The 18,788-nt window shown below is 59.8% G+C and carries 28 protein-coding genes; 6 read left to right on the top strand and 22 right to left on the bottom strand.

The window, feature by feature from the left end; all coding sequences use genetic code 11:
• Nucleotides 1–31: 31 nt before the first annotated feature.
• The 22 genes from CAF73_RS03670 to CAF73_RS03570 all read right to left on the bottom strand — a co-directional run bounded on the left by CAF73_RS03670 (nt 32) and on the right by CAF73_RS03570 (nt 16,358).
• A complete protein-coding gene (locus tag CAF73_RS03670; RefSeq protein ID WP_085701962.1) occupies nt 32–328 on the bottom strand; it encodes a hypothetical protein in 297 nt (98 codons plus the stop codon).
• Nucleotides 329–357: 29 nt separating this feature from the next.
• The gene (locus CAF73_RS03665; RefSeq protein WP_139834804.1) at nt 358–2,277 is read right to left on the bottom strand and encodes a hypothetical protein; all 1,920 of its coding nucleotides are present in this window, start codon (nt 2,275–2,277) and stop codon (nt 358–360) included.
• A complete protein-coding gene (locus CAF73_RS03660; RefSeq protein ID WP_085701960.1) occupies nt 2,274–4,292 on the bottom strand; it encodes a hypothetical protein in 2,019 nt (672 codons plus the stop codon). Before CAF73_RS03660 ends, CAF73_RS03665 begins: the two co-directional genes overlap by 4 nt.
• A complete protein-coding gene (locus tag CAF73_RS03655; RefSeq protein ID WP_085701959.1) occupies nt 4,292–4,810 on the bottom strand; it encodes a hypothetical protein in 519 nt (172 codons plus the stop codon). Before CAF73_RS03655 ends, CAF73_RS03660 begins: the two co-directional genes overlap by 1 nt.
• Before the next feature lie 2 nt (nt 4,811–4,812).
• Nucleotides 4,813–5,256, bottom strand: coding sequence for a GNAT family N-acetyltransferase (locus CAF73_RS03650; protein ID WP_085701958.1), 444 nt, complete (start codon nt 5,254–5,256; stop codon nt 4,813–4,815).
• Between the two features lie 7 nt (nt 5,257–5,263).
• Nucleotides 5,264–7,411, bottom strand: a complete 2,148-nt coding sequence (locus tag CAF73_RS03645; RefSeq protein WP_085701957.1) for a hypothetical protein — start codon at nt 7,409–7,411, stop codon at nt 5,264–5,266.
• Entirely contained in the window at nt 7,411–7,998 is a 588-nt protein-coding gene (locus tag CAF73_RS03640; RefSeq protein WP_085701956.1) for a hypothetical protein, read from the bottom strand. Before CAF73_RS03640 ends, CAF73_RS03645 begins: the two co-directional genes overlap by 1 nt.
• A 77-nt stretch (nt 7,999–8,075) precedes the next feature.
• The gene (locus CAF73_RS03635) at nt 8,076–8,600 is read right to left on the bottom strand and encodes a hypothetical protein (protein ID WP_085701955.1); all 525 of its coding nucleotides are present in this window, start codon (nt 8,598–8,600) and stop codon (nt 8,076–8,078) included.
• Nucleotides 8,601–8,641: 41 nt separating this feature from the next.
• Entirely contained in the window at nt 8,642–9,508 is an 867-nt protein-coding gene (locus CAF73_RS03630) for a phage capsid protein (RefSeq protein WP_256574602.1), read from the bottom strand.
• 197 nt (nt 9,509–9,705) lie between these two features.
• The gene (locus CAF73_RS03625; RefSeq protein ID WP_085701953.1) at nt 9,706–10,572 is read right to left on the bottom strand and encodes a hypothetical protein; all 867 of its coding nucleotides are present in this window, start codon (nt 10,570–10,572) and stop codon (nt 9,706–9,708) included.
• Between the two features lie 2 nt (nt 10,573–10,574).
• Entirely contained in the window at nt 10,575–10,823 is a 249-nt protein-coding gene (locus tag CAF73_RS03620; RefSeq protein WP_085701952.1) for a hypothetical protein, read from the bottom strand.
• The gene (locus CAF73_RS03615) at nt 10,820–12,421 is read right to left on the bottom strand and encodes a portal protein (protein WP_176247704.1); all 1,602 of its coding nucleotides are present in this window, start codon (nt 12,419–12,421) and stop codon (nt 10,820–10,822) included. The genes CAF73_RS03620 and CAF73_RS03615 overlap by 4 nt, the downstream gene beginning before the upstream one ends.
• On the bottom strand, nt 12,418–12,666 hold the full coding sequence (locus CAF73_RS03610) for a hypothetical protein (protein WP_085701950.1): 249 nt from the start codon (nt 12,664–12,666) through the stop codon (nt 12,418–12,420). The genes CAF73_RS03615 and CAF73_RS03610 overlap by 4 nt, the downstream gene beginning before the upstream one ends.
• Before the next feature lie 3 nt (nt 12,667–12,669).
• The gene (locus CAF73_RS03605) at nt 12,670–13,101 is read right to left on the bottom strand and encodes a hypothetical protein (RefSeq protein ID WP_085701949.1); all 432 of its coding nucleotides are present in this window, start codon (nt 13,099–13,101) and stop codon (nt 12,670–12,672) included.
• Between the two features lie 53 nt (nt 13,102–13,154).
• On the bottom strand, nt 13,155–13,400 hold the full coding sequence (locus tag CAF73_RS03600) for a hypothetical protein (protein WP_085701948.1): 246 nt from the start codon (nt 13,398–13,400) through the stop codon (nt 13,155–13,157).
• A 71-nt stretch (nt 13,401–13,471) separates the two neighbouring features.
• On the bottom strand, nt 13,472–13,729 hold the full coding sequence (locus tag CAF73_RS03595; RefSeq protein ID WP_085701947.1) for a hypothetical protein: 258 nt from the start codon (nt 13,727–13,729) through the stop codon (nt 13,472–13,474).
• 2 nt (nt 13,730–13,731) lie between these two features.
• On the bottom strand, nt 13,732–14,007 hold the full coding sequence (locus tag CAF73_RS03590) for a hypothetical protein (RefSeq protein WP_139834803.1): 276 nt from the start codon (nt 14,005–14,007) through the stop codon (nt 13,732–13,734).
• A complete protein-coding gene (locus CAF73_RS03585; protein WP_085701945.1) occupies nt 14,004–14,447 on the bottom strand; it encodes a RusA family crossover junction endodeoxyribonuclease in 444 nt (147 codons plus the stop codon). Before CAF73_RS03585 ends, CAF73_RS03590 begins: the two co-directional genes overlap by 4 nt.
• On the bottom strand, nt 14,440–14,970 hold the full coding sequence (locus CAF73_RS03580) for a hypothetical protein (RefSeq protein ID WP_256574601.1): 531 nt from the start codon (nt 14,968–14,970) through the stop codon (nt 14,440–14,442). Before CAF73_RS03580 ends, CAF73_RS03585 begins: the two co-directional genes overlap by 8 nt.
• A complete protein-coding gene (locus tag CAF73_RS30385) occupies nt 14,963–15,826 on the bottom strand; it encodes a DnaT-like ssDNA-binding domain-containing protein (protein ID WP_256574600.1) in 864 nt (287 codons plus the stop codon). The genes CAF73_RS03580 and CAF73_RS30385 overlap by 8 nt, the downstream gene beginning before the upstream one ends.
• A gap of 2 nt (nt 15,827–15,828) precedes the next feature.
• Entirely contained in the window at nt 15,829–16,137 is a 309-nt protein-coding gene (locus tag CAF73_RS03575) for a CII family transcriptional regulator (protein ID WP_047299716.1), read from the bottom strand.
• A gap of 2 nt (nt 16,138–16,139) precedes the next feature.
• On the bottom strand, nt 16,140–16,358 hold the full coding sequence (locus CAF73_RS03570) for a YdaS family helix-turn-helix protein (RefSeq protein ID WP_085701943.1): 219 nt from the start codon (nt 16,356–16,358) through the stop codon (nt 16,140–16,142).
• 37 nt (nt 16,359–16,395) lie between these two features.
• On the opposite strand from CAF73_RS03570, the gene CAF73_RS03565 reads away from it, so the two are divergent.
• The 6 genes from CAF73_RS03565 (at nt 16,396) to CAF73_RS03550 (ending at nt 18,706) form a co-directional block, all read left to right on the top strand.
• Nucleotides 16,396–17,034 (top strand): helix-turn-helix domain-containing protein, encoded by a 639-nt coding sequence (locus CAF73_RS03565; RefSeq protein WP_139834802.1) that lies wholly within the window; start codon nt 16,396–16,398, stop codon nt 17,032–17,034.
• Nucleotides 17,035–17,112: 78 nt separating this feature from the next.
• Entirely contained in the window at nt 17,113–17,403 is a 291-nt protein-coding gene (locus CAF73_RS29590; protein ID WP_139834801.1) for a hypothetical protein, read from the top strand.
• Nucleotides 17,404–17,602: 199 nt separating this feature from the next.
• Complete coding sequence (locus CAF73_RS03560; protein ID WP_085701941.1) at nt 17,603–17,890, top strand: hypothetical protein; 288 nt, start codon at nt 17,603–17,605, stop codon at nt 17,888–17,890.
• On the top strand, nt 17,887–18,120 hold the full coding sequence (locus CAF73_RS03555) for a hypothetical protein (RefSeq protein ID WP_085701940.1): 234 nt from the start codon (nt 17,887–17,889) through the stop codon (nt 18,118–18,120). The genes CAF73_RS03560 and CAF73_RS03555 overlap by 4 nt, the downstream gene beginning before the upstream one ends.
• On the top strand, nt 18,117–18,251 hold the full coding sequence (locus CAF73_RS30380) for a hypothetical protein (protein WP_256574599.1): 135 nt from the start codon (nt 18,117–18,119) through the stop codon (nt 18,249–18,251). The genes CAF73_RS03555 and CAF73_RS30380 overlap by 4 nt, the downstream gene beginning before the upstream one ends.
• Nucleotides 18,248–18,706 carry a hypothetical protein gene (locus CAF73_RS03550; protein WP_085701939.1) on the top strand — a complete coding sequence of 153 codons (459 nt, stop codon included), beginning with the start codon at nt 18,248–18,250 and terminating at the stop codon, nt 18,704–18,706. Before CAF73_RS30380 ends, CAF73_RS03550 begins: the two co-directional genes overlap by 4 nt.
• Nucleotides 18,707–18,788: the final 82 nt, after the last annotated feature.

Below are 18,788 nucleotides of genomic sequence, written 5' to 3'. Positions count from 1 at the left end.
GCCTATGGGCGGGGGGTAGACGGTTTCCCGACTATTTAGAATCTCTCCAATTGCCGGATCTAATCCAGCGCGCTACGCGTCCAAGCGTAGGATCAAAAAACCACGCGACCCAGGCACCGACGAAAGCTACCGGAATGCCCATCCTGAAAACATGCTGCCACCATTCGCGAGCGTTGCTCTCCATAAGCTTGTAATAACTGGCGAACCTCACACTGTCGTATCTGAAATCGGCGGTAGAGAGATATGAAACAGTGAGCATCAGCAGGCCGATGCAAAAGACGACGAATCCGATCCGGTTTATCGGTCTTGGGAAATTGAATGCTTTCACTCCAGAGTTCCTTCCTCAATTTCCAGCATTCAATCAATACCTCGCTGCAAGAAGCAAGCAGCAGCAGCGGCGAAGCCTTTGGATTCCTCCTGCGCGCGGGCGATATCGGCATCGGCCTGCGCCAGCAGCTCCCGCGCAGAAACGGTGATCGGGTTGCCGTCGGCGTCCATCGCGCCAGTGGACAGTCGCATGTCATCCATGCGGCTCAGGATCTCGTCGGCAACCTGCAACTCTGGATCTGATGCAGGTTTGCCCGCTGGTGATTCAGTTTCAGGGCTTTCTGATGCAGGTTTCGCGGGTTCCGATCCGCTTTTGGTGGGTTTTGATGCATCGGCCTGCGCCGACGTTTCCGGTTTTCCAACATTTTTTGAGGCGGGAATATCAAGCGGCTTGGCCTGTAACGTCGGTTCGGCGCGTTCGATATCGTCAAGGATACGGCGGATTTCCTGCTGTGCCGTCTGGGCCATGGTCAACTTGGTGTTGGCCTCTATCACGCCGGCGGCGAGCGGCGTCTTGTTGAAGCCCTGCACGATGGCATCAGCCCTGCCCTTCACTCGATCCTGAAAGCGCGCCGGAACCTCGCCACGATCCATGGCCGCCAGATCGCCCCGCGCCAGTTCAGCGGAACGGTTGCCGGTCAGGCTGTCAGTCAGCGCAGATTGACGATCGGTCAGTGCCATACGCTCAGCCTCGATCGCTTGGCGTGCTGACTGTTCGGCACGCTTGCGGCCCTGGCCTTGCTGCTGGAAGTCTTTTGCTCGAGCGCGGAAGGTGTCTTCCAGCCCCTCAATGCTGCGGGCCACGGAGGACAGCTCGGTTTTCACGTCCTTCACGTTTGGCAGAATGCCGGCGGCTTCCTGCTCCAGCTCAGTGCGCAATGCTGGCTCCAGATCCTGTCGGGCGGTGGCCAGCGCAACATCGCGGCTTGGCGCCATCACCGGGGCGGCGTCCGCTTCACGCATGAACTCGGCTGAGTGGATGCTCTCAGGCAGCACTACCTTTTCACCCCGGCTCAGTTGAGCGATGGCGGTACGGATTGCGTCCTGGTGCGCAACGGCAGATTGCGGGTTGATCGCCGCGCCTGGTGCAGTGTCGATATCGGCGTGCTGAAACGTGCGTTCGGACAGCGCGGCGTCGACCTGCGTAGTGGTCGGGCGGCGAAGGCCTGCGCGACCAATGCCGAAGAATGCCGCGCCGAGAATCGCATCAGTGGCAATAGCGGTGCTGTCGAGCGCCTGATACTGAGCCGCCTGCAAGTGGTAGCCGCCGTTCTCAAGCAAAGCGGCGGTAGCGCTGCGCCCCGCAATACCCAATCCAACGTTCGCGCCCACAGCTATTGCGGCATCACCGAGCAGCGGCTTGACGAAGCGTGCAGCCGGCAGCACCGCACCGACGCCAATGGTCAGCGCGTCGATAGCGCCTTTGCCGTAGGCGGTCGCCTCGTCGATGCCCTCGGCCGTGGCTTCCTGCTTACCGGCGTAACCGGCAGGGGCGCCAGCAGCAACCGCAGCTCCCAAAGGGCCAGCAGTCACCGCACCGACAACCGTACGCGGGAGAACAGCGGCAGCCTCGCCAAGGATCTGCCCAACGATGCCAACCTCTGTGGGGTCTGGGCGCAGCAACTCCACAGCCTGAGCTGTGTCCTTGCCGATCTCATTGGCCCGGCGCTCGGTGTCGGTGGTGATCTGGTCTATCTGCTGCTCGGCGTCCTGGCCATCCAGCACCATTCCGCTCAGTCCCAGATTCATCGTTTGATCAGCACCAGCCGCCTGCACCACCAGAGACTTGGCGGTGTTCACGGCTTCGATGCCGCCACGCACCAGGCCTTGGCCCAGTGCGTCATAGGCGCCAGTGAAAACACCCGGCGCAGGCTTATCCTCAGTCCGCCCCAAGCGTTGATCCTGGCTCGCGGCTTCGCTCTCTTCGACCATCCCGTCTAGCCAGCTCATTTGATTTTCACCACCATCGGTTCTTTGGTCGTTGGGTCGATCTGCACACGACCCGCGTTGAGCAGGTAGTAAGACCCCTCCTTGCCCGGTACCGGTGACAGCGGCATGTCTTCGAGCTGGCCAACCGGGAACTTGGTGCGCTCGGAAAGTCCCTGCAACTGGACATCGACGGCATTGTCGAAATCCCTGTCCGGCATGTTGTAGGGCTTGATGACCTTGGCCCCGCCGCGCTCGGTTACGCCGCCAGTCGCCATATCGAACGCCGCCTGCGCGGTCTTGCTGTCGAGGTCGTCACCATCCTCATATTGCAGGCCTTTTGCTGCGGCGGTGCCTGCATACAGGGACTTGAACGCCAGATAAGCCTGCTCGCGCTGCGGCGTACCAGGTGCAAGGGCAACGCCTGCATGTTCATCGAACGCCGTGCGGAAGTAGGAATCCTTGGGCATGGGGGTGGACTTGTCCTTCAGCACCTTGTCCCCGGCCAGCAGGGTCTGGGGAACATTGGTGCCGTCCACGCCTTTCAGCTCGCGGAACTGAGCCATGCCGGCCAGCACGGTGATCGGTTGATCGGCGGCAAGCGGCTTGATGGCAGCGGCATAGTCGGAGCCGGAAGGTGATGCAGCAGCGATGGCGCCGAACAGTTGCAACTTGGTGCCGTCGTCTGCCTGCGCGAGTACCGACGCCAGCATCTGCTGCTCTTCCGGCTTCCACGGACTACGCGCCACCTCTGGACCGTAGGCCTTGCGCACGGAGTTGACCACGTCGAAGCGGTTGGCGATCTGCTCACCGAGCTTTACCTTCCCTTCCGGCGTGGCGATGCCCGAAACGTCCAACGGCTCAACGTCAACGCCGGTGCGCATGGCGTTGAAGGTGAGCGGGTTTTCGCGCAGCAGCTTGATGTTGTTGTCGACGGCGGTTTGTAGGCGACTGACGTTTGCTTGCTCGGTGACGCTGGCGCCGTTCTTGGCCATCTCGAAGCGCTTGCGCTCGATGTACTGCTGTTGAACCGCCAAAGGCTGCCGCAGCAGGCCCTGCACTACGTTCATCTCACCGATTCGAGTGCTGTACTCACCAGCCATGGACGTGCCGGACAGTGCAGATTTCCAGCGCTGCTGATCTGCCGGCGTAGGAGGAATGCCGGTAGCCGCCTGCCGATCCATCTGATTAAGCACGCGCTCGGCCTTCATCTCGCGCATCTCGGCCTGGCGCTGCTGGTGCTCCTTCACCTGGAAGATTCGGCCGCTCACGGTGTTGAGCAACTGGTTGCGCTTCTCCGGATCCAGCTTCTGCGCGTAGAAGCCATCCGCTGCGGTGAGGTCGTGCTCGACCTTTTGGAGGCTGCCAAGGCTTTCCCGCGCCTCGATCACGCGCTGGGTTGCGTGGGTCGACCAGTTGTTGTCCTTGAATTCCTGCTTCTTGCTGGCCCACGCTTCACCAAACGCCAGGCGCCCGGCAACGTCGATATCCTCGGCGTCCATGCGGGCGTTGATCTGTGAGACGTCCGCCCCGGGCATTGCAGCGTCCTTGCCCAACATGTCCATACGTGCCACCAGATCGGACTGGGCCGACTGGATGCGTCCCTTTGCCGAGGCTTCGCGCACGCGATCAAGACCGCCCAACTGCATACGCTTGAGCGAGTTGCCTATCTCGCCCTGCTGAGCTTCATCAAGCCCGGGAGTTTCCAGCGGTGGCAGCTTGGACACTGCAGTGTTGTACGCCTCTTCCGACTTGTCATAGGACAGCTTGCCGGTGCGCATCTGCTCATCAAGGTCAGTGGCGATAGTCTTGATCTGCGACTCACGATCGATCAGCGCGTTGCTGGCTTTCACCCGCGACAGCGCCTTGTCTTCCTTGTTGATCTGGTCGAGAACGCCCAGCGCCGTGTTCTGCACGGTGCCGGCGACCTCCTGCGCCGCGCGATCCTGAGCGCGCGTATCGATCGGCATGACGCGGTTCTGCGCAACCTCCTGCTGCACACGGCCCTGTCCGAAGCTTCCAAGCGGAATCTGTGCCATCAGGCGTTACCCCCAACCTTCGGTGTCGTCGCGTTAGTTCCCGCAGCCGATGCCTTCCACGACATGCCGGCCTGAGCACCGGCTGACAGCACGGTGCCGATCGACTGTGAGTTGGCGTTCGAGCGCGCCTGTGACCCGGCAAGGCTGTAGTTCGCGGCGTCGTTGTACAGACGGGACTGCTGATTCTTTCCGTTGAAGATGGTCAGCGCGGCATCTTCCTCGGCGTTGCCGATGATCTCCTCATTGATGTTGACGGCCGTGCCCTCACCCACCTCAACGCCAGAGCCTGCAAGGGCGGCATTCGCCTCACTGGCCTGAATGCGTGCGAGCTTGCGGATGCGCTCTGCCTGCACCACAGCGGCGCTGGCTGCTGTATCAGCATCCAGCTTCGACTGATCGCTCTGCGCTTCGGCGTTAAGACTGGCCTGCTTGCCGGATTGCTGGGTGGTGTACACCGAGTAAACCGTAGCTGCTGCCAAGGCGGCATAGGCCGCATATGCTGCTGCACCGACTGCCATGGTCAAATCTCCATCATCAATAACGGGCCGATCTTGCGCAGCCCTTGCGATTCATAAAGCCGGGTCGTGCTTTCAACATTGACGCCCGTGCCGATACCCATGTGAATTTGCTTGGCGCCCTTGATCCGTGCCCATTCCTTGAAGGTCTGAATGAGCCGCACAGCAAGCACTCCGTTGCGCTTGGATGGTTCAACGAACAGCGAGTAATCGTAGGCAATGAGGTCATGGCTGAACCATTGATCAATGACGCCGCCAGCCATACCGCCCACTACGACATCGTCGACCTCGGCCACAAAGATCACACCTTGGCCATTGATAAGTTCGTGAAAGAAAGCGCCTGTCTTCTCTGGACAGAACGCCATAGTTGAATAGTCGCTGGTCGAGTGCAGCAGGATCGCCAGCTCAACGAGCCGGGGCACATCCGAATGTTTGGCAGGCCGGATCATGGGAACCTCAATCGTTGACGGTTATTTTTTTGATGACGCAAAGCAGGTGGAACGGCAGCGGCTGGTCCTGCACGATCAGCAACTGGGCCTGGCCGCGATCCCACCCAAGGTTTTCCATGCGGTGATCGCCGGTGAACAGTGGTGGCGGCTTGTCGAGCACCTGGGCGCCAAGGTTGCGGAAAGCCACGGTCTGACCGTTGATCTTGCAACCAATGGTCTTGAGGAATCGCAGAGTGATTTCGCCGATGCGCATGCTGTTGCCCTGCGCGCTGCCGGTGGGAGTTCCGATTTCAGGAGTCAGCGTCTTGATGGTTGTGACGTACTTCAGTCCGATCTGAACGGTGAACGCCTTGCGCGGCAGGCTGATTTTTCCATTCAGCACGGTCTGCGGCTGCATCACCACACCATCAGCCACCACATCGACCACCCGACCTTCCAAGTGATCGAGAGCACCCCAGTCAGTGGCGCCGCCGGCATTGCTGGCGATGATTCCGCTATCCACCTGGACGCCGCTTACAAACCGCTCCAGGTACTGCACCAGCTTCCCGCCGACCGTGCGCCGAACAACGGCCCAGACCTGTTCTCCATCGTCGGTGGGGATGGACGCAATGGATTGGAACTTGCCATCGGTGATCTGGCGCGCCCAGCCGACGACATCCTGGTCGCGGTCAATTGTGAGCGTGGCCAGCACGCCGTCAGCCCGAACCAGATACAGGATCGACTCCGGCTCCTGCTGGTAGGCCATGTCCATAATGCCGCTCTCTGTGATGTGTTCAGACAGCACCGACATGTCCGGAGCGCCGTAGGCATCGGAGTCGAACTTGTAGGCCAAGGCCCGCAGCTTGCGGTTAGAACGCTGCATGAAATACAGCTCGTTGCCGATGCGAACAGGCTTGACGTTGTTGCAGCCGTACACGGATTGGTTTTTGACCTGGATGTTCGTGGGGGTGATTGGCTTCTCGACGCCCCCTGTCAGGCTGAACTCGCCGCCATAGGTCAGAGCGATCAAGGCCTTGATCTGGGCGAGATGGGTGATCGGGTTGATCTGGTCGCTCGACACCGTGAACGCCATGGCATCGTCATCTTTCGTGCCCAGCTCAAAGTTCAGGTACTCACCGGTGCGCGATTCCCAGATGGTTTGCGGATAGCTGGGGGAACCCGCCATGACAAGCCGCTGCTCGTGCAGCGTGCCAGTGCCAGGATACCCGTCGAGCAGGTTCCACACCGACGATTCCAGGCTCCACGCATTCGCAGGCGATGCGACTACAGCCGTCATTGCCGATCGAATGATGCCGTTCACGACTGTCGAGCTGGTGTAAGACGTAATTTCGACTAGGCCACCGTTGATCTTTACGAATTTTCCGACGTCCTCAGGACGCCAGCCTGCAACCGTCAGTGTCAGGGTTGTGCTAGCCCCCACAGGGTCTTTGACGCTTGGCGTGTTGGTTGTCTGTGGTGATCCTTTCAGCGCCCAGTTCGGGAAGTTGTTCAGCGAGAACTCTGTAAGAACATCAACCGTCACCACCGTGGTGCTGGTGAACCCGGTGATCTTAGCTACACCACCGCCCGCCCATATCTCACGCCCTACATCCGAGGCCATGAATACGGCAGCCGCGGTGACGATTCGTCCGCCGCCCACCGTCCGGTCATTGATGTTCATCGGAGAGTTGACGAAAAAACCCTTCTCGTCGAAGGGCTGGGTCACGAACGGCGCCGGCGCGAGCGTCCATTCAAAATCACTATTCCGGCGCAGTCGATATACCGGGACGGCCTGGTTAAACAGGAACATCGTGTCGGCGCCCTGCACATAATCGGTCGACGGCAGCATTGCCGAGGTGTATGGGCTTTGCAGTTCGACGCCGGTGTAGACCCCGTTCGAGAAGTAGATTCGCACGTAGTACTCGCCAAACTCGCACATGTAGGCCTGGCTGCGATTGAAGATGTACGGGATCAGCCGAACGCCCATGCCTGGGTATTTGGTTGTTCCCACGTACAGCATGCCGTCACGACGAATAGCGCCGCCGTGGATCAGCGGCCAAGCGTTCTCTACCCTCTCGGCGCCGTTCTGGTACCTGGCGATATCGACACGGCCAAGCATGCGCGGGGACAGCTCGCCGGCGGTGAAGTTGGTCTGAATTGCAGTTACGCGGGGCATTATCGGTAGGCTCCAAAGCGAGCAGCGAGCAGGCGCTCGTCGCCGAGGGTCTGCGGTGGATCCTCCTGACCGTCAACGGCGCGGGCCACCTTCTTGGCCATCTCCAGTTCCTGGCGGATCGAATCGCGCATAGCGGCCGACTGAGTCACCGGGTAGGCCAATGCAGCGGCCATCGCCAGCGTTACCAGCTCAACCAGCGCCGCATCCCATGTGCTTTCTACATCGTTGCGGAAGATGTAGCGCAGCTCCAGCACGGTGGCGTCGGCCTGGATGGTCTGGCCTTCCACCAGATAATCGATCTGCAAACCAGCCTCGCCGACCTCCAGCACACGGAGGAAATCAGCCGGGAGCTGGAATTGCTGGCTGTAGCCAAAGGCCGGGGGGATTGCATCAGGGGACAGAACAATGCGCTTTACCGCGCAGTTCCAAGGATGCAGGCGCAGCATGTGGTCGCGCGTGCTTGGGTACAGGTTGGCGCAAAGCTTGGCCCGATCCAGATTGAGCTGGTCGTCGAAGTCATTGATGGTCTGCGAGCCGAGCATCAACAGCGCGTTGGAGCAGATCGACACACCGGTTGCCGTGGCCATCGTCAAAACCTCCAGATAAAAAGACCGGGGCACGCGGCCCCGGTTGAGTTAATTGCCATCCTTGGCGCCGCGAATGATCAGTTGCCGTCGACGTACTGAAGTTTCAGGCCGATGGTGCCCGCACCAGTTGCTGCAGCGGTCAGGGTTACGGCCACGTCGTACTGCTTGCCCGGGTCAGCAGCCAGACCCAAGGCCTGCCACAGGGGTTTCTCGACGTCGGCCAGACCGAAGCCGGCCCCGGCATCAGCAGCATCCGCTTCATGGGTCACATCCACGTTGACCAGCGCAGCGGTAAGCGCTTGCGCCGAGGCGAAGAAGTCCACGTCTACGGCGGCACCAGCGTTGACGGCGGTGACGTCGTAGATGCCGATATCGCCAACTGCGGTGGTGATCGCATCGCAAGACAGCAGAACCCGGGAAATACGGTCACCGGAGTTGATGCGCACCAGGCGGTACACGGATGCAATGGAATCGGTTGCGGTTGCCTCGACAAAACCAAGGCGTTCGCGCAAACGACCGCCGTCGATCCTTTGCGGCGACAGCGTTTGCGGCAGTGCGTCGGCGTTGGTAACGGCGACGGATTTGGTGGTAACTACAGCCATGATGGTTGCTCCTGAATGGGTAGAGAGAAGGCCTTAGCCCCTTATGGGGCTTCGGTTACCGAGATTTCGACGACCTTCTCTTCTTCGACCCGCACCGCGCCGATGGACATCTTGGCGTAGATACGGACGTTGAAGCCCTTGCCCGGATCCTCACCCACTTTCGTGGTGATATCGGCACCCTTGCCCAGCGTTACGCCGGATTTAGCCCACGCGTACAGCTTGCGAGTAGCGCCGTCGAACGGAGTGCGCTCGGAGGGAATCCAGTTGAAGCCCATCCACTTGCCTTCAACGTCACCGTCTTCGAGGAACTTGCCAGCCAGATAATCAGCGCTGGTCAAGGTGGCGTCGGCGAGAATGTCGGCAGCGGCTTGAGCGGTGTAGCTGATGTACAGCTCTTCGCCGTTGTGGTTGTCCGCCTCGTTGCGACGGAACAGCTTGCGCGCCTGGATGATCTTGGCTTTGGTCAGGCCGGTGCCGCCAACCGCAATTTTCTGTGCGGTAGGCAGGATGATGTTGCCGGTGGTGGATCGGGAGTTGCCGCCCATCGAGGCGATAACCACGTCATCCTTGGCGCGGTTGAGCGAAGCAACCATTGCCTTGACGTAGTCGGAAGTCGGATCGACCAGCATGCGGATCTTGTCCTGGTCGTCGATCATGTCGCCATCGTCCCAGTCGAACAGATCCACAAAGCGCGTGCTGTGTGGTTGCTCGTTGATCGGGGTGTCAGCGTGGCGCTGGGTACGGCGCTTGGCAGTACGCTGGCCCATGCGGTTAACGGACTTGGACATGCCCACGATGTTCGGCTCGATCGTTACGCACGGCTCGAACCGGGATTTCATTTGCTGAGCCAGATGGCGGAAGTTGTCAGCGAACTGCTGGACAAACGCCTCGGTGATTTGCTGGGACATACGATGCACTCCAATGCAGATAATGGGTTGCCTGCCGGGTGTCCGCTTCGCGGGCCGGGGTTCCTGGCGTGCATCGGCTTTGCTGCGCCTCGGGGCTTACCGGGTATCTGCGTGCCACCGCAGGCCGGCCCATTGCTGGGATGCCTGCGATGTTTGTGCATGGAGGGTGTCGGTTTCCCGACTATTTGCGGCTGGAATCAGCCAAGGCGGGATTGAGGCTTGTTGTATTTCGAGTCGTACATCGCGTCGAGCTGGGCCTTGAGAGGTGCGCGCTTCGGGTCGTGCACGTCGAGCTTTTGCAGTTGCTCGCGCAGTTCTGCCGCCTTGGCAGCGAAGTCCTGATCGCTGACGATGTTGCCGCCATTGATGGCGCTATCTTCCTTCAGCTCTTTGCCGATGTTGGCGGTGAAGGCGATGAAGTCAGGGTCATTGCCGTACTTGGCCATCAGCGATTCGAAGTTGCCCGGCTTGCCTGCCTCGCTGGCGAATGCCTCAGCAGCACGGAAGGACGCACGCACGTTGCTGGTCATGGTCTGTTCATCAGTCCACACGGCCTTGAGTGCAGCGGTGCAATCCTGCGCAGTGAGCAGTACGCCACCTTCGACGAGGCCCGGCGCGGCCTTCATGTATTCTCCGATCACGTACTGCACCTGATCATTCGTCAGGCCCTTAGCGTGAGCGCCCTTCAGAAACGACTGGGTGCCTTCGTCCTTCTTGAATTCTTCCCAGTCGAAACCCTCGACGCCTTCCAACTTGACCGCGTATTCCTCGGCGGTTTTGGGCGGCACGTCACCAGAACCCATGCGGGTCTCAAGATGTTTGTAGGCCTCGGCAACCTTGCGCGACGATGCTTCCAGATCAATGCTGCCATCCTCTTTGGTGGTGCGGTACTTCTCGGGAATGAAGTCGGTGGTTGCCGCATTGCCCAGCACGCTGGTGGCGGGAGGCGTAGCAGGTGGCGTGGCCGCCGGTGCTGCTGGAGGTGCAGCGGCAGCACCATCACCGCCCTCGCCTGCCTCAGCCATGAAGAAGTGACCCAGTCGGCCATGGATAAACCAGTTCATCGTTATTCCCCTTGCTCGTTGTGGTCGTTGGCGTCTTCTTGCACGCCGTTGGCGCGGTTGATCCGCAACAATATGTGATCGAGAACCTCGCGGTTCCCGGCTTGCATGTAGGTCTTGAGCACCGCGTCGATACCGCCAACGGTGCAGGCGTTGCGGGCAAAGCGCTGAATCAGAATATCCAGCACCAGCCGGCCTTCGTGGTGATCCTCGAACACGCGCTTGAACATGTCGTCGATTTGTTCAACGGTCATGCTGCAGCTCCCTGTTGTTTGAGCGTGGCGTCAGCAACCTGCTGCTGCATGGCCTGCTGCTGTGCCTGCTCTTGCTGTGCCTGGAGTTGTTCGGCGCGATCCTTGCGCAACTTGTCGCGGTCAGCCTCGCTGCGGATGACGGAAGACGGAACGCCCAGCGCCTCGCCCTTGAAGCGCTGCGCTGCGTCCATGTCGATGTTGTCCAACACCGATGGATCTTGCGTTTCCTTGGCAACAGCAATGGCGCCACCAACGAACTGATCGATCGCAGTGACTTCCTCAAGCTTCTGCGAGCGGGCCAGCGGCGACAGGTAACGCACGGTGAAGTTACGGCCCGCCAACGATTCAGGCGCGGTGCCGAGCACGCCAGCGCGGTAGGCAATGCCAAAGCACCGCTCGATCATCGGTTGCAGGTACTCGGTTTGCAGACGCCCATAGACCGGGCCAAGCAACTGACGGATCAGGTTGACCCGCACATGCACTTCGGTGGCTGTCATCGCTGGGCCGTCCTGTGCCTGGAGCTGATCGGCCATCAGGATCTTGCGGATGGAGCCTTGCAAGCGGGCGATCTTCGTTTCCGCGTACTGGAAGTTCGAACCACTTTGCAACGGCTTCATGCTTTCCACTGAGTTCGCAACGATGATCTTGCGCGGCCCCACCTTGACCGTGCGCGGGTTGAGAACCCCGTCGTCCTCGGCGATCCACATGCCAGCGATGGCCAGGTCACCGGCTGCCAAGTCCATGCGGCACAGCTCGTTGAGGGTGCGCGCATCAGGCAGCGCGTCGAACACCGGGCCGACCGCATACACGCTGTCAGGGATCATCATCCAGCGCGGAACGACCACAGGCATTTCGTGGTAGCCGGACTCGCTGACCAGCTTCTTCGCCGCCACCTCGACCTTGCACGAAGCCACAGGCATGTTCTTCGCCAGGCGGGCGCCAACCATGTACGTGCTGCGCGGGTAGATCGCGTGGACGAACTCGACCAACTCCTGCGGCTTGTCCTTGGCCAGCTTGCGAGTGGTCTCGCTCAGGTTCTCTTCGCCGAACTCGTTCACCGCCTGCTCAGCCGTGAGCTTGTACGTGCGATACACGGTGTCGATCTTGCCGCCGGCCTTGGAGGCCGAGGCGTACACGCTCGCGATTGGCCAAAGGTCGAAGGTGAAACCACCCTTCTGCATATCCTGATCGATGTACAGCGCAAACCACCCAGCGCACACAACGTCAATCAGCCCCTCAAAGGCGGCCGCGTCGAAGTTGGATGCGTGAATGTTCTGCCAGAGGATGTCGGCCGAGTCGTCGAGCCACCGGCGTTCCTCGTCGGTTTCCTGCCCGACGTCCATGCCGAACCACAACGAGTTCGCCGGCGTCAGGCCCGACATGATCCCAGACGACAGGATTCGCGCCGCGTCTGTGGTGGTGCCATCGATGAGACGGGCCTTGCGCATCTGCGCTTCCATGGCCGTGATCTGCTCGGTGCAAAAGCCGCTACCCCGGATGGGGTAGCTGTGATCGAAGCAATCACGCCAGACCGACTCATGCGGCGAGCGGAGAGACTTCAGGGTGCTCAACGTTTTGGCGATCTGGTCGGGGGTCATGATCCGAGGGTGCTCTTGCCTGTTTCGAGAACGGACGCGGTGGCAGGCGATGACGAGGACGTTGCCCCAGGTCGGGGAATGCCTCGCGCGCCACCAGTGGAGAGCAGCGTGCTCTGCTGCTTGCGCACCTTACGTGCGGCGGTTTCGGTGTTGGCCTTCTGCTGCGCCAGGTCAGCGGCCTTCTGCGCTTCAACCTGCGGATCTGGCGCGGCAACGACCTGTGGTTTCTTCGGCTTGCTGCCCATGGTTTACCCCTTCACTGGTGGCTCAGGGCACAGCCATCCGTCAGGCGTCATCACTGCTTGCTTGAGGGTGGAGGCGTCGATATCGCTGGCGGCCGCTGGCTTGGCTTCGGACAGTGCGGTCTTGTCTGCCAGCCGCTCAGGATCCAGCGTGAGCGGTTCGCCACCGTCGAGCAGGCGATGCAGCTCGGCCTGCACGGTGACCTTGTCGCCCACGAAGTCACCAACGGGCTTGGCCTCATCGTCGTTGGTCACGACGCGCCAGCGGCCGCCGGCGATGTGCTTGACCACATAAAGCGGTGGCTGCGCCTGCGCGGCTTTGGATTCGTTGGTGTCAGTGGTGCCGCCCGCTGCACCGGTCACGGCGGATGCAAGCGGCGTGATGCTGCCGAGCGGTTCGCCTGGGGTCTTTGCAGTCAGATCGTCTGGTGCTGGCATGGTAGTGCCTCCTGTGGGAGCGAAGGCCCGGCGCACGGCCGTGGCCGTGGTGGTTACTCGGTGGTGGTCGGCTCTGGATCAGTCACTGGCGACTCCACCACAGGCTCTTCAGCCTTTGGCACAGCCAGCAGCTCGGTCGCGTACTTGGCCAGCTCCAGCACCAGGTCGTTCACGGACTTGGTGACGTCGGCACGGTTCGAGCTCGCGTTGCTGACGACCAGACGACCAATGACGGCCGAAACCTCGACGGCGCGGTCGAACTCGTAGTCAGGGATAACGCGGGATGCGGTGGTGGACATGGATGCCGCCCTCAGTGATAGCTGTGATCAGAGAGGGCAAGCATCTGAGAGGTGAGGTGTCGGGTTCCCGACTATTTCGCGTGATAAGCCCACCAGTCGCCAACAGCGACCATGGGCAGCCTTGTACGGTCGTTCCCGGTGATCTGGCACCAGAACGCCACAAGGCGCTCCCCCTCGGTGTAACGAGGTTCGGCGCCCTGCTTCCAGCCCAGCAGCGTGGTACGCGCCACGCCGATGGCGTCTGCCACCGACTGCGGGGAGTAGCCGGTGCGTGACAGCACGGTGATGACCGTGAACCAGTCAACCCGCTGTTCGGCCAGGGCAAGCATGGTCAGGCCCCAAACGTGCGCGCGCGCGAGGCAGGGTGAAGTTGCGCGTCCGCCTCGATCTCAAGTCCCCTGTACATCCGGTAAGTCATTTCAGCGATAACAGACTGAAAACTCATAACCGGGTCGTCGCTCTCGTCGAAGTGGAACGGATGAACCGCCCTTCGGTAGCCGAGCAGCGACTCGGGCTGCCCTGGTGCCGACAGGTCGACGTCGACGCCAATCATCACCCAGCCTTCTGCCAACTCGCGGCAGGCCCATTGCATGGTTGGTTTCTTCACGATGCTCTCCCCTCCAGCGGAATGACCTTGACGATGACGCCCGGTGTTTCGCCGAAGCGTTTGGACATGGACACGTTGACCACCTGGACATCGTCGCGGAACACGATGCCGTTGATACCGTCGCAGATCGCTTTCAGGACGTTGTCGGCGTCTGGTTTCTTGGTCGGCATGACTTCGCCGCGCAGTGCCTCTGCGGTTTTCTTCTTCGACCATGACGCGGCAACGGAGACGAATATCCGCAGCTCAACCATCACGGGCCCGCTGATCAGTTCGCGCCCGTCCATGGCTTGCTGAGCTGCCAGCGCGATCAGTGTTTCGTAGTTTGCGGTCTTGGTCGGCGTGAACATGCGAGCGTGGCCGCCGATGGTGGTAACTCGTGGCCTGCCCTTGCCCACGGCTTCGCCCGGAACGATGAATTTGACGGGATCCTGTTCACACATGGCCATCTCTCCGGATGTTGAGCTTGGCCAGCAGCATGGCGCGGCAGGCCTTTGGGTCTTTGGGGATTTCGAGGACATCGACGATGTGGTCGACTTCCTTGCGGCTGTGCTCGAGCTGGACCTGTATGGCCGGACGCATGCTGTCGCTGCCAATGCCCTTGGCAATCCGCCCCTCCAGCGGCTGGCCGGTCTGGGCGCGGCGCATGACGATGGCGTAGTTCCGTTCGAAGCGCTGGAACAGGGCTTTGTCGCCTTGTTTGGCAGCTCGCAGGTCAAACGTACTGGTCGCATCGGCAGCTACTCGGACGGCTTCGTGGCTGTACACGCCGATCAATGCTTCAACCCACGCGTCCTTGGTGCTAGGCATGCCAGGCACCTGCAGGCACATGGCGCGAAAGACGTTCGCCGGCGGTGGCCAGTCGAACTCGTCCGGCTTTTCGACCAGTGCGTTCAAGCCGTTGGCGATCTGGGTTCCGTTCAAGCCCTTGAGCACGCTTGCCCAGGAATGATCAGGGTCAGCCAATACTCCGAAATTCGCCGTCCAGCGATGGCCGTACATCTCCGTCATTTTGATCCACAGCTTGTCCATCAGCGCGCGCGGCAGCTTCTCGGGCGTCTCGCTCTGCAATGGCTGCTCTGACTCTGTCCGGAGCTGAGAGTGAGCCTTGGCGAGCAGGTCGGATACTGGCGTTGTTGAGTCGTCCATCGGTAGTTCTCCCGCTTGCTTGGTCGTTGCGCATGCCGCGCTTCAGGTGCTGGACAAGCGCGTGCTCCCACTTCGCCTGGGTGCGGTGGTCGTCGGGGGATGCGATCCAGAAGGATTTGAATTCGAGAAACTGGTCTTGATCGAAGACCTGGCCTGCGAGTCCGTTCAGGGTCATGGCGGCGGGAAACGATTTCTCGTTCGGCTGCCAGTCCTCGGACATGGCGAATTTGGTTCGCGAGTCGAAAGCGTCGTGCGCGTTAGGTGGTGGTGTTTCTTTCTGTTCTGTATCTGTTCTGTTCTGTTCTGGGGCGTTACTGGAACGTTTCATACGTGTTTCACGTTCAGCAGCCTCCTTTTTCTTCTTCTCGCGATGGGCCTTAACCCTTGCTGTGCTTGAGTCAGAGACGTATTGGCGCTTTTCCCAGTTCGCCAAAGTCCAGTCGTCATTAATGAATCCTTTGGCCAAAAATACGGCCTTGGTTTCAGCGAGAATTTCTTCTGTAACGCGCATCGCAAACGCTATTGATGTTTCACGTTCCGTTACATGAAACGTTTCAATACCGTTACTGCATTCGAGGCAGAACAGCATGACCAGTCTGCGCTGCATCGCCTCGCTCATCATTTGCACTTTGGGGTCGGTGGCGAACTCGCCATACAGCCGGAACCAGTCCACAGCTACTCCTCCTGCAACTGGTCAACGTTCTGGATCAGCTCCATGTACCGCTTGGCCTGGTGCAGAAGGGTCTCAATGTCTCGCTTGTCGAAACACTGCATCGCCATAGGGACGACCTTGAGCCCGAGCACAGCCAGGATCTGGCAGAACTGCTCGAACTTCTCCGGCTTCATGCGGCTGATAGTCGCCTCGTCGCAACCGACTGCAAGCGCTACGGGCGCGTTGCCGACAGATGCAAGGTGCTGCATGAGAACCGAATAGTTCTTGCGGGCCCTTACGGTCTGCTCTTGGTTCAATGGGCTCGTCGACATGGTCAGGCCGCCGACTGCGAACCGTTGGACGGGTAAAGATCCGGCCTCAGTTCATGCCTTGAAATACCGCTGGCGGCCTCCACCGAAAGCACACGCTCAGCAGGAATCTTCCCAGTCGCACACCAGTGCTGAACGGCTTGGGGTTTGATTTTCAGTGCTCTGGCCAGCGAAGACTGGCCCCCTACGGCTTTGGCCGCTCGGGTTGGGGGGTTATCACTCATAGCAACCTCTTCAGGTAATTTGCAGGAAGACTACAAATTGGAAGGATTTTCTACAAGTAATATTTGCAATGAAACTTGTAACACTGAGCTGTATTTTCAGCCCATGAATACTATTGCATCCCGAATAGCCGCTGCCAGGAAGGAACTGAACCTCAATCAGTCCGAGCTTGCGCGCATCCTATCTGTCACTCCTCAAGCCGTACAAAGCTGGGAGTCTGGTAAGGCTCATCCAAAAGGCGCGCGGCTCCAAAATCTAGCCAAAGCGTTAGGAAAGTCCGCTGAATGGCTGATGATGGGCAAAGCACCGTTGTTCAAGCAGGACATGTCCGAGAGCATTACGGAGTCATTCGCCGCTCGCGTACGTGCCGAAGTAGCAAGAAAGACGAGCACCGATGAAGAGTACAACGTCACTCTAAAAAGCGTCGGTGACTATCTGATGGCCTCCCAAGCTCTCAAGCAGGCAGAGGACACAATGAAACAAACTTTTCTTCGCCACATGGTTGAAGGAGAGTGGTTCGCCAAGATTCAAAGCGCTCACGAAATGGCCGACCTGTTTTTCATCACCATGGGATGTGCCGAGGGGAAACTGACTTCCGAGGAATCAGCCGCCCTTCACGCGATTGCCGATAGAGTCAGATCAGGGTACGACGATTCAGAGTCTCCCATCACCGAATGATGAAAAACCCGGCAAGTCCGGGTTTTTTATTGCCTAAATCTTTGTAAAACCATCAAAAAACGGGCGGATTACAAATCCATGCGCCATTTTCATTGTAAATATTTACAAGAAACACTTGCAGCAATCCAAGAAACACTTGTAGATTTCACTCAATTGCCGGTCGCATCCGGCGAAACGCGGCGAAAGCCAACGCTCTTTAGTGGCACCAGACCAGGCAAGCGATGGATCGGCCTTAACGATCCAGAGGGATGGCAACTGTCCCGGGTGTGCAGCGCAAAGCACCAAAATCAGTTTTCCAGCGGACAGGGTCGCGGCTGGAGAGAAGGAAATACCGAAGCGCCTGCGAAAGCAGGCTGCATCGGGGTGTGATCTTCAGTCTACGGCTCGACCCTTGGGTGCTTGCTGGGTTGCTCCAGCAGATAAAAAGGCCAACGAGAGTCCCGGTGGCGATTCCGGGAGCAGGCAAACGTCGTGGAATGCGCAGCCTGAACAGCCCTACTAAGCGACTGACCACAAGATCACACCCCGATGCAGACCAATAACCACCGCCACCACGGAGGCAACCACCATGGAACACGAAGTGATTGTTGAAGGGTTTGTCCTCCAAGTGGAGGTGACCCATTGCGAGAGCATCCCGCCCTGCTTCAGCGCTTGGAACAGCGATTGGGACTTTTACGGCAGCTGCGAACTGGAGTTCAAGGTTCTGTCGGGCATCTGCTACGACGATGACGGTATGCGGATGGATGTGCCTGCGCACCAGTTGCCGGTGATTGCCAACCAGCTCGACAAACAGATCGAGACGGCGCTGTGGGTTGAGATTGACTCCAACCAACGCCGGTCACGGTGGGCAGCATGAGCCGCAAACATGACATTGCACTGGGCATGATCGATTCACGGTTTGCCCTGCTGCGTGCCGGCGACTCGTCGGCGCAACTGCATGCCGAGACGAGCATGGCCATCGAAATGGCCCACGCGCTCGGCGCGATCGATATCGGCGAGCACCAGCACTACGTGACTCGCTTGGATCGCATCTACCAGGCACAGGCCGAGGCCTTTCTCACCGACATTCGGAGGTCAGTTCCGTGACGATCATCTGCCGAACTGCCAAACAACTGACCGAAGCCCTGAGAAATCAGGGCTTTTTCTTGGTCGCCGATCTGCCCCGGCCGCTGCGCATTGAAGTGCGGCGCGGCATGTTGATTGCGAGGGTGTCATGAATTTGAACAATGAAGCGAAGGCTCGGGAAATTCTGGCCCGCTCGCCGTGGTGCAGCCAGCAAGATGCTTTGAAGGCTTGGGATGAAGCAGTGGCGCTACTCAGCGCAGCACCCGCCCCTTGGGATGGTAAAGGCCTGCCGCCAGTTGGGGCTGAGATTGAAGCCATGATGCGCCGGAACATGCACGATGATTACGCCTGGCATCGTGCCAAGGTCGTGCACGGTGCATTTCCGCTTTCACCGGGCGAGGTGCTGGTTTTCGCACTGGAGACGACCAGCCCGGCCTGGGTAGACGAGTTCCGCCCGATCCGCACGCCCGAGCAGATCGCTCAGCAAGAGCGCGAAGCGGCGATCGAAGAAATGGACGCGGTGTTCTCGTCGAATTTTGAGGGTCACCGGAAGGACGGGTTGCAGGCTCTCTACGACGCCGGCTACCGCAAACAGTCAGCACCATGACCACTACCCAGCGCTCTCGGCGCCGCGCGATCCGCAGGGCCTCGACCATCGTCGGGCTGCTTTTCCTCTCCATCGTATTCCT

This window comes from Pseudomonas sp. B15(2017) (assembly GCF_002113215.1).
Taxonomy (GTDB): domain Bacteria; phylum Pseudomonadota; class Gammaproteobacteria; order Pseudomonadales; family Pseudomonadaceae; genus Aquipseudomonas.
Note: the sequence above shows the minus strand (reverse complement) of the source record. Positions and strands in the feature narration are given on the sequence as shown.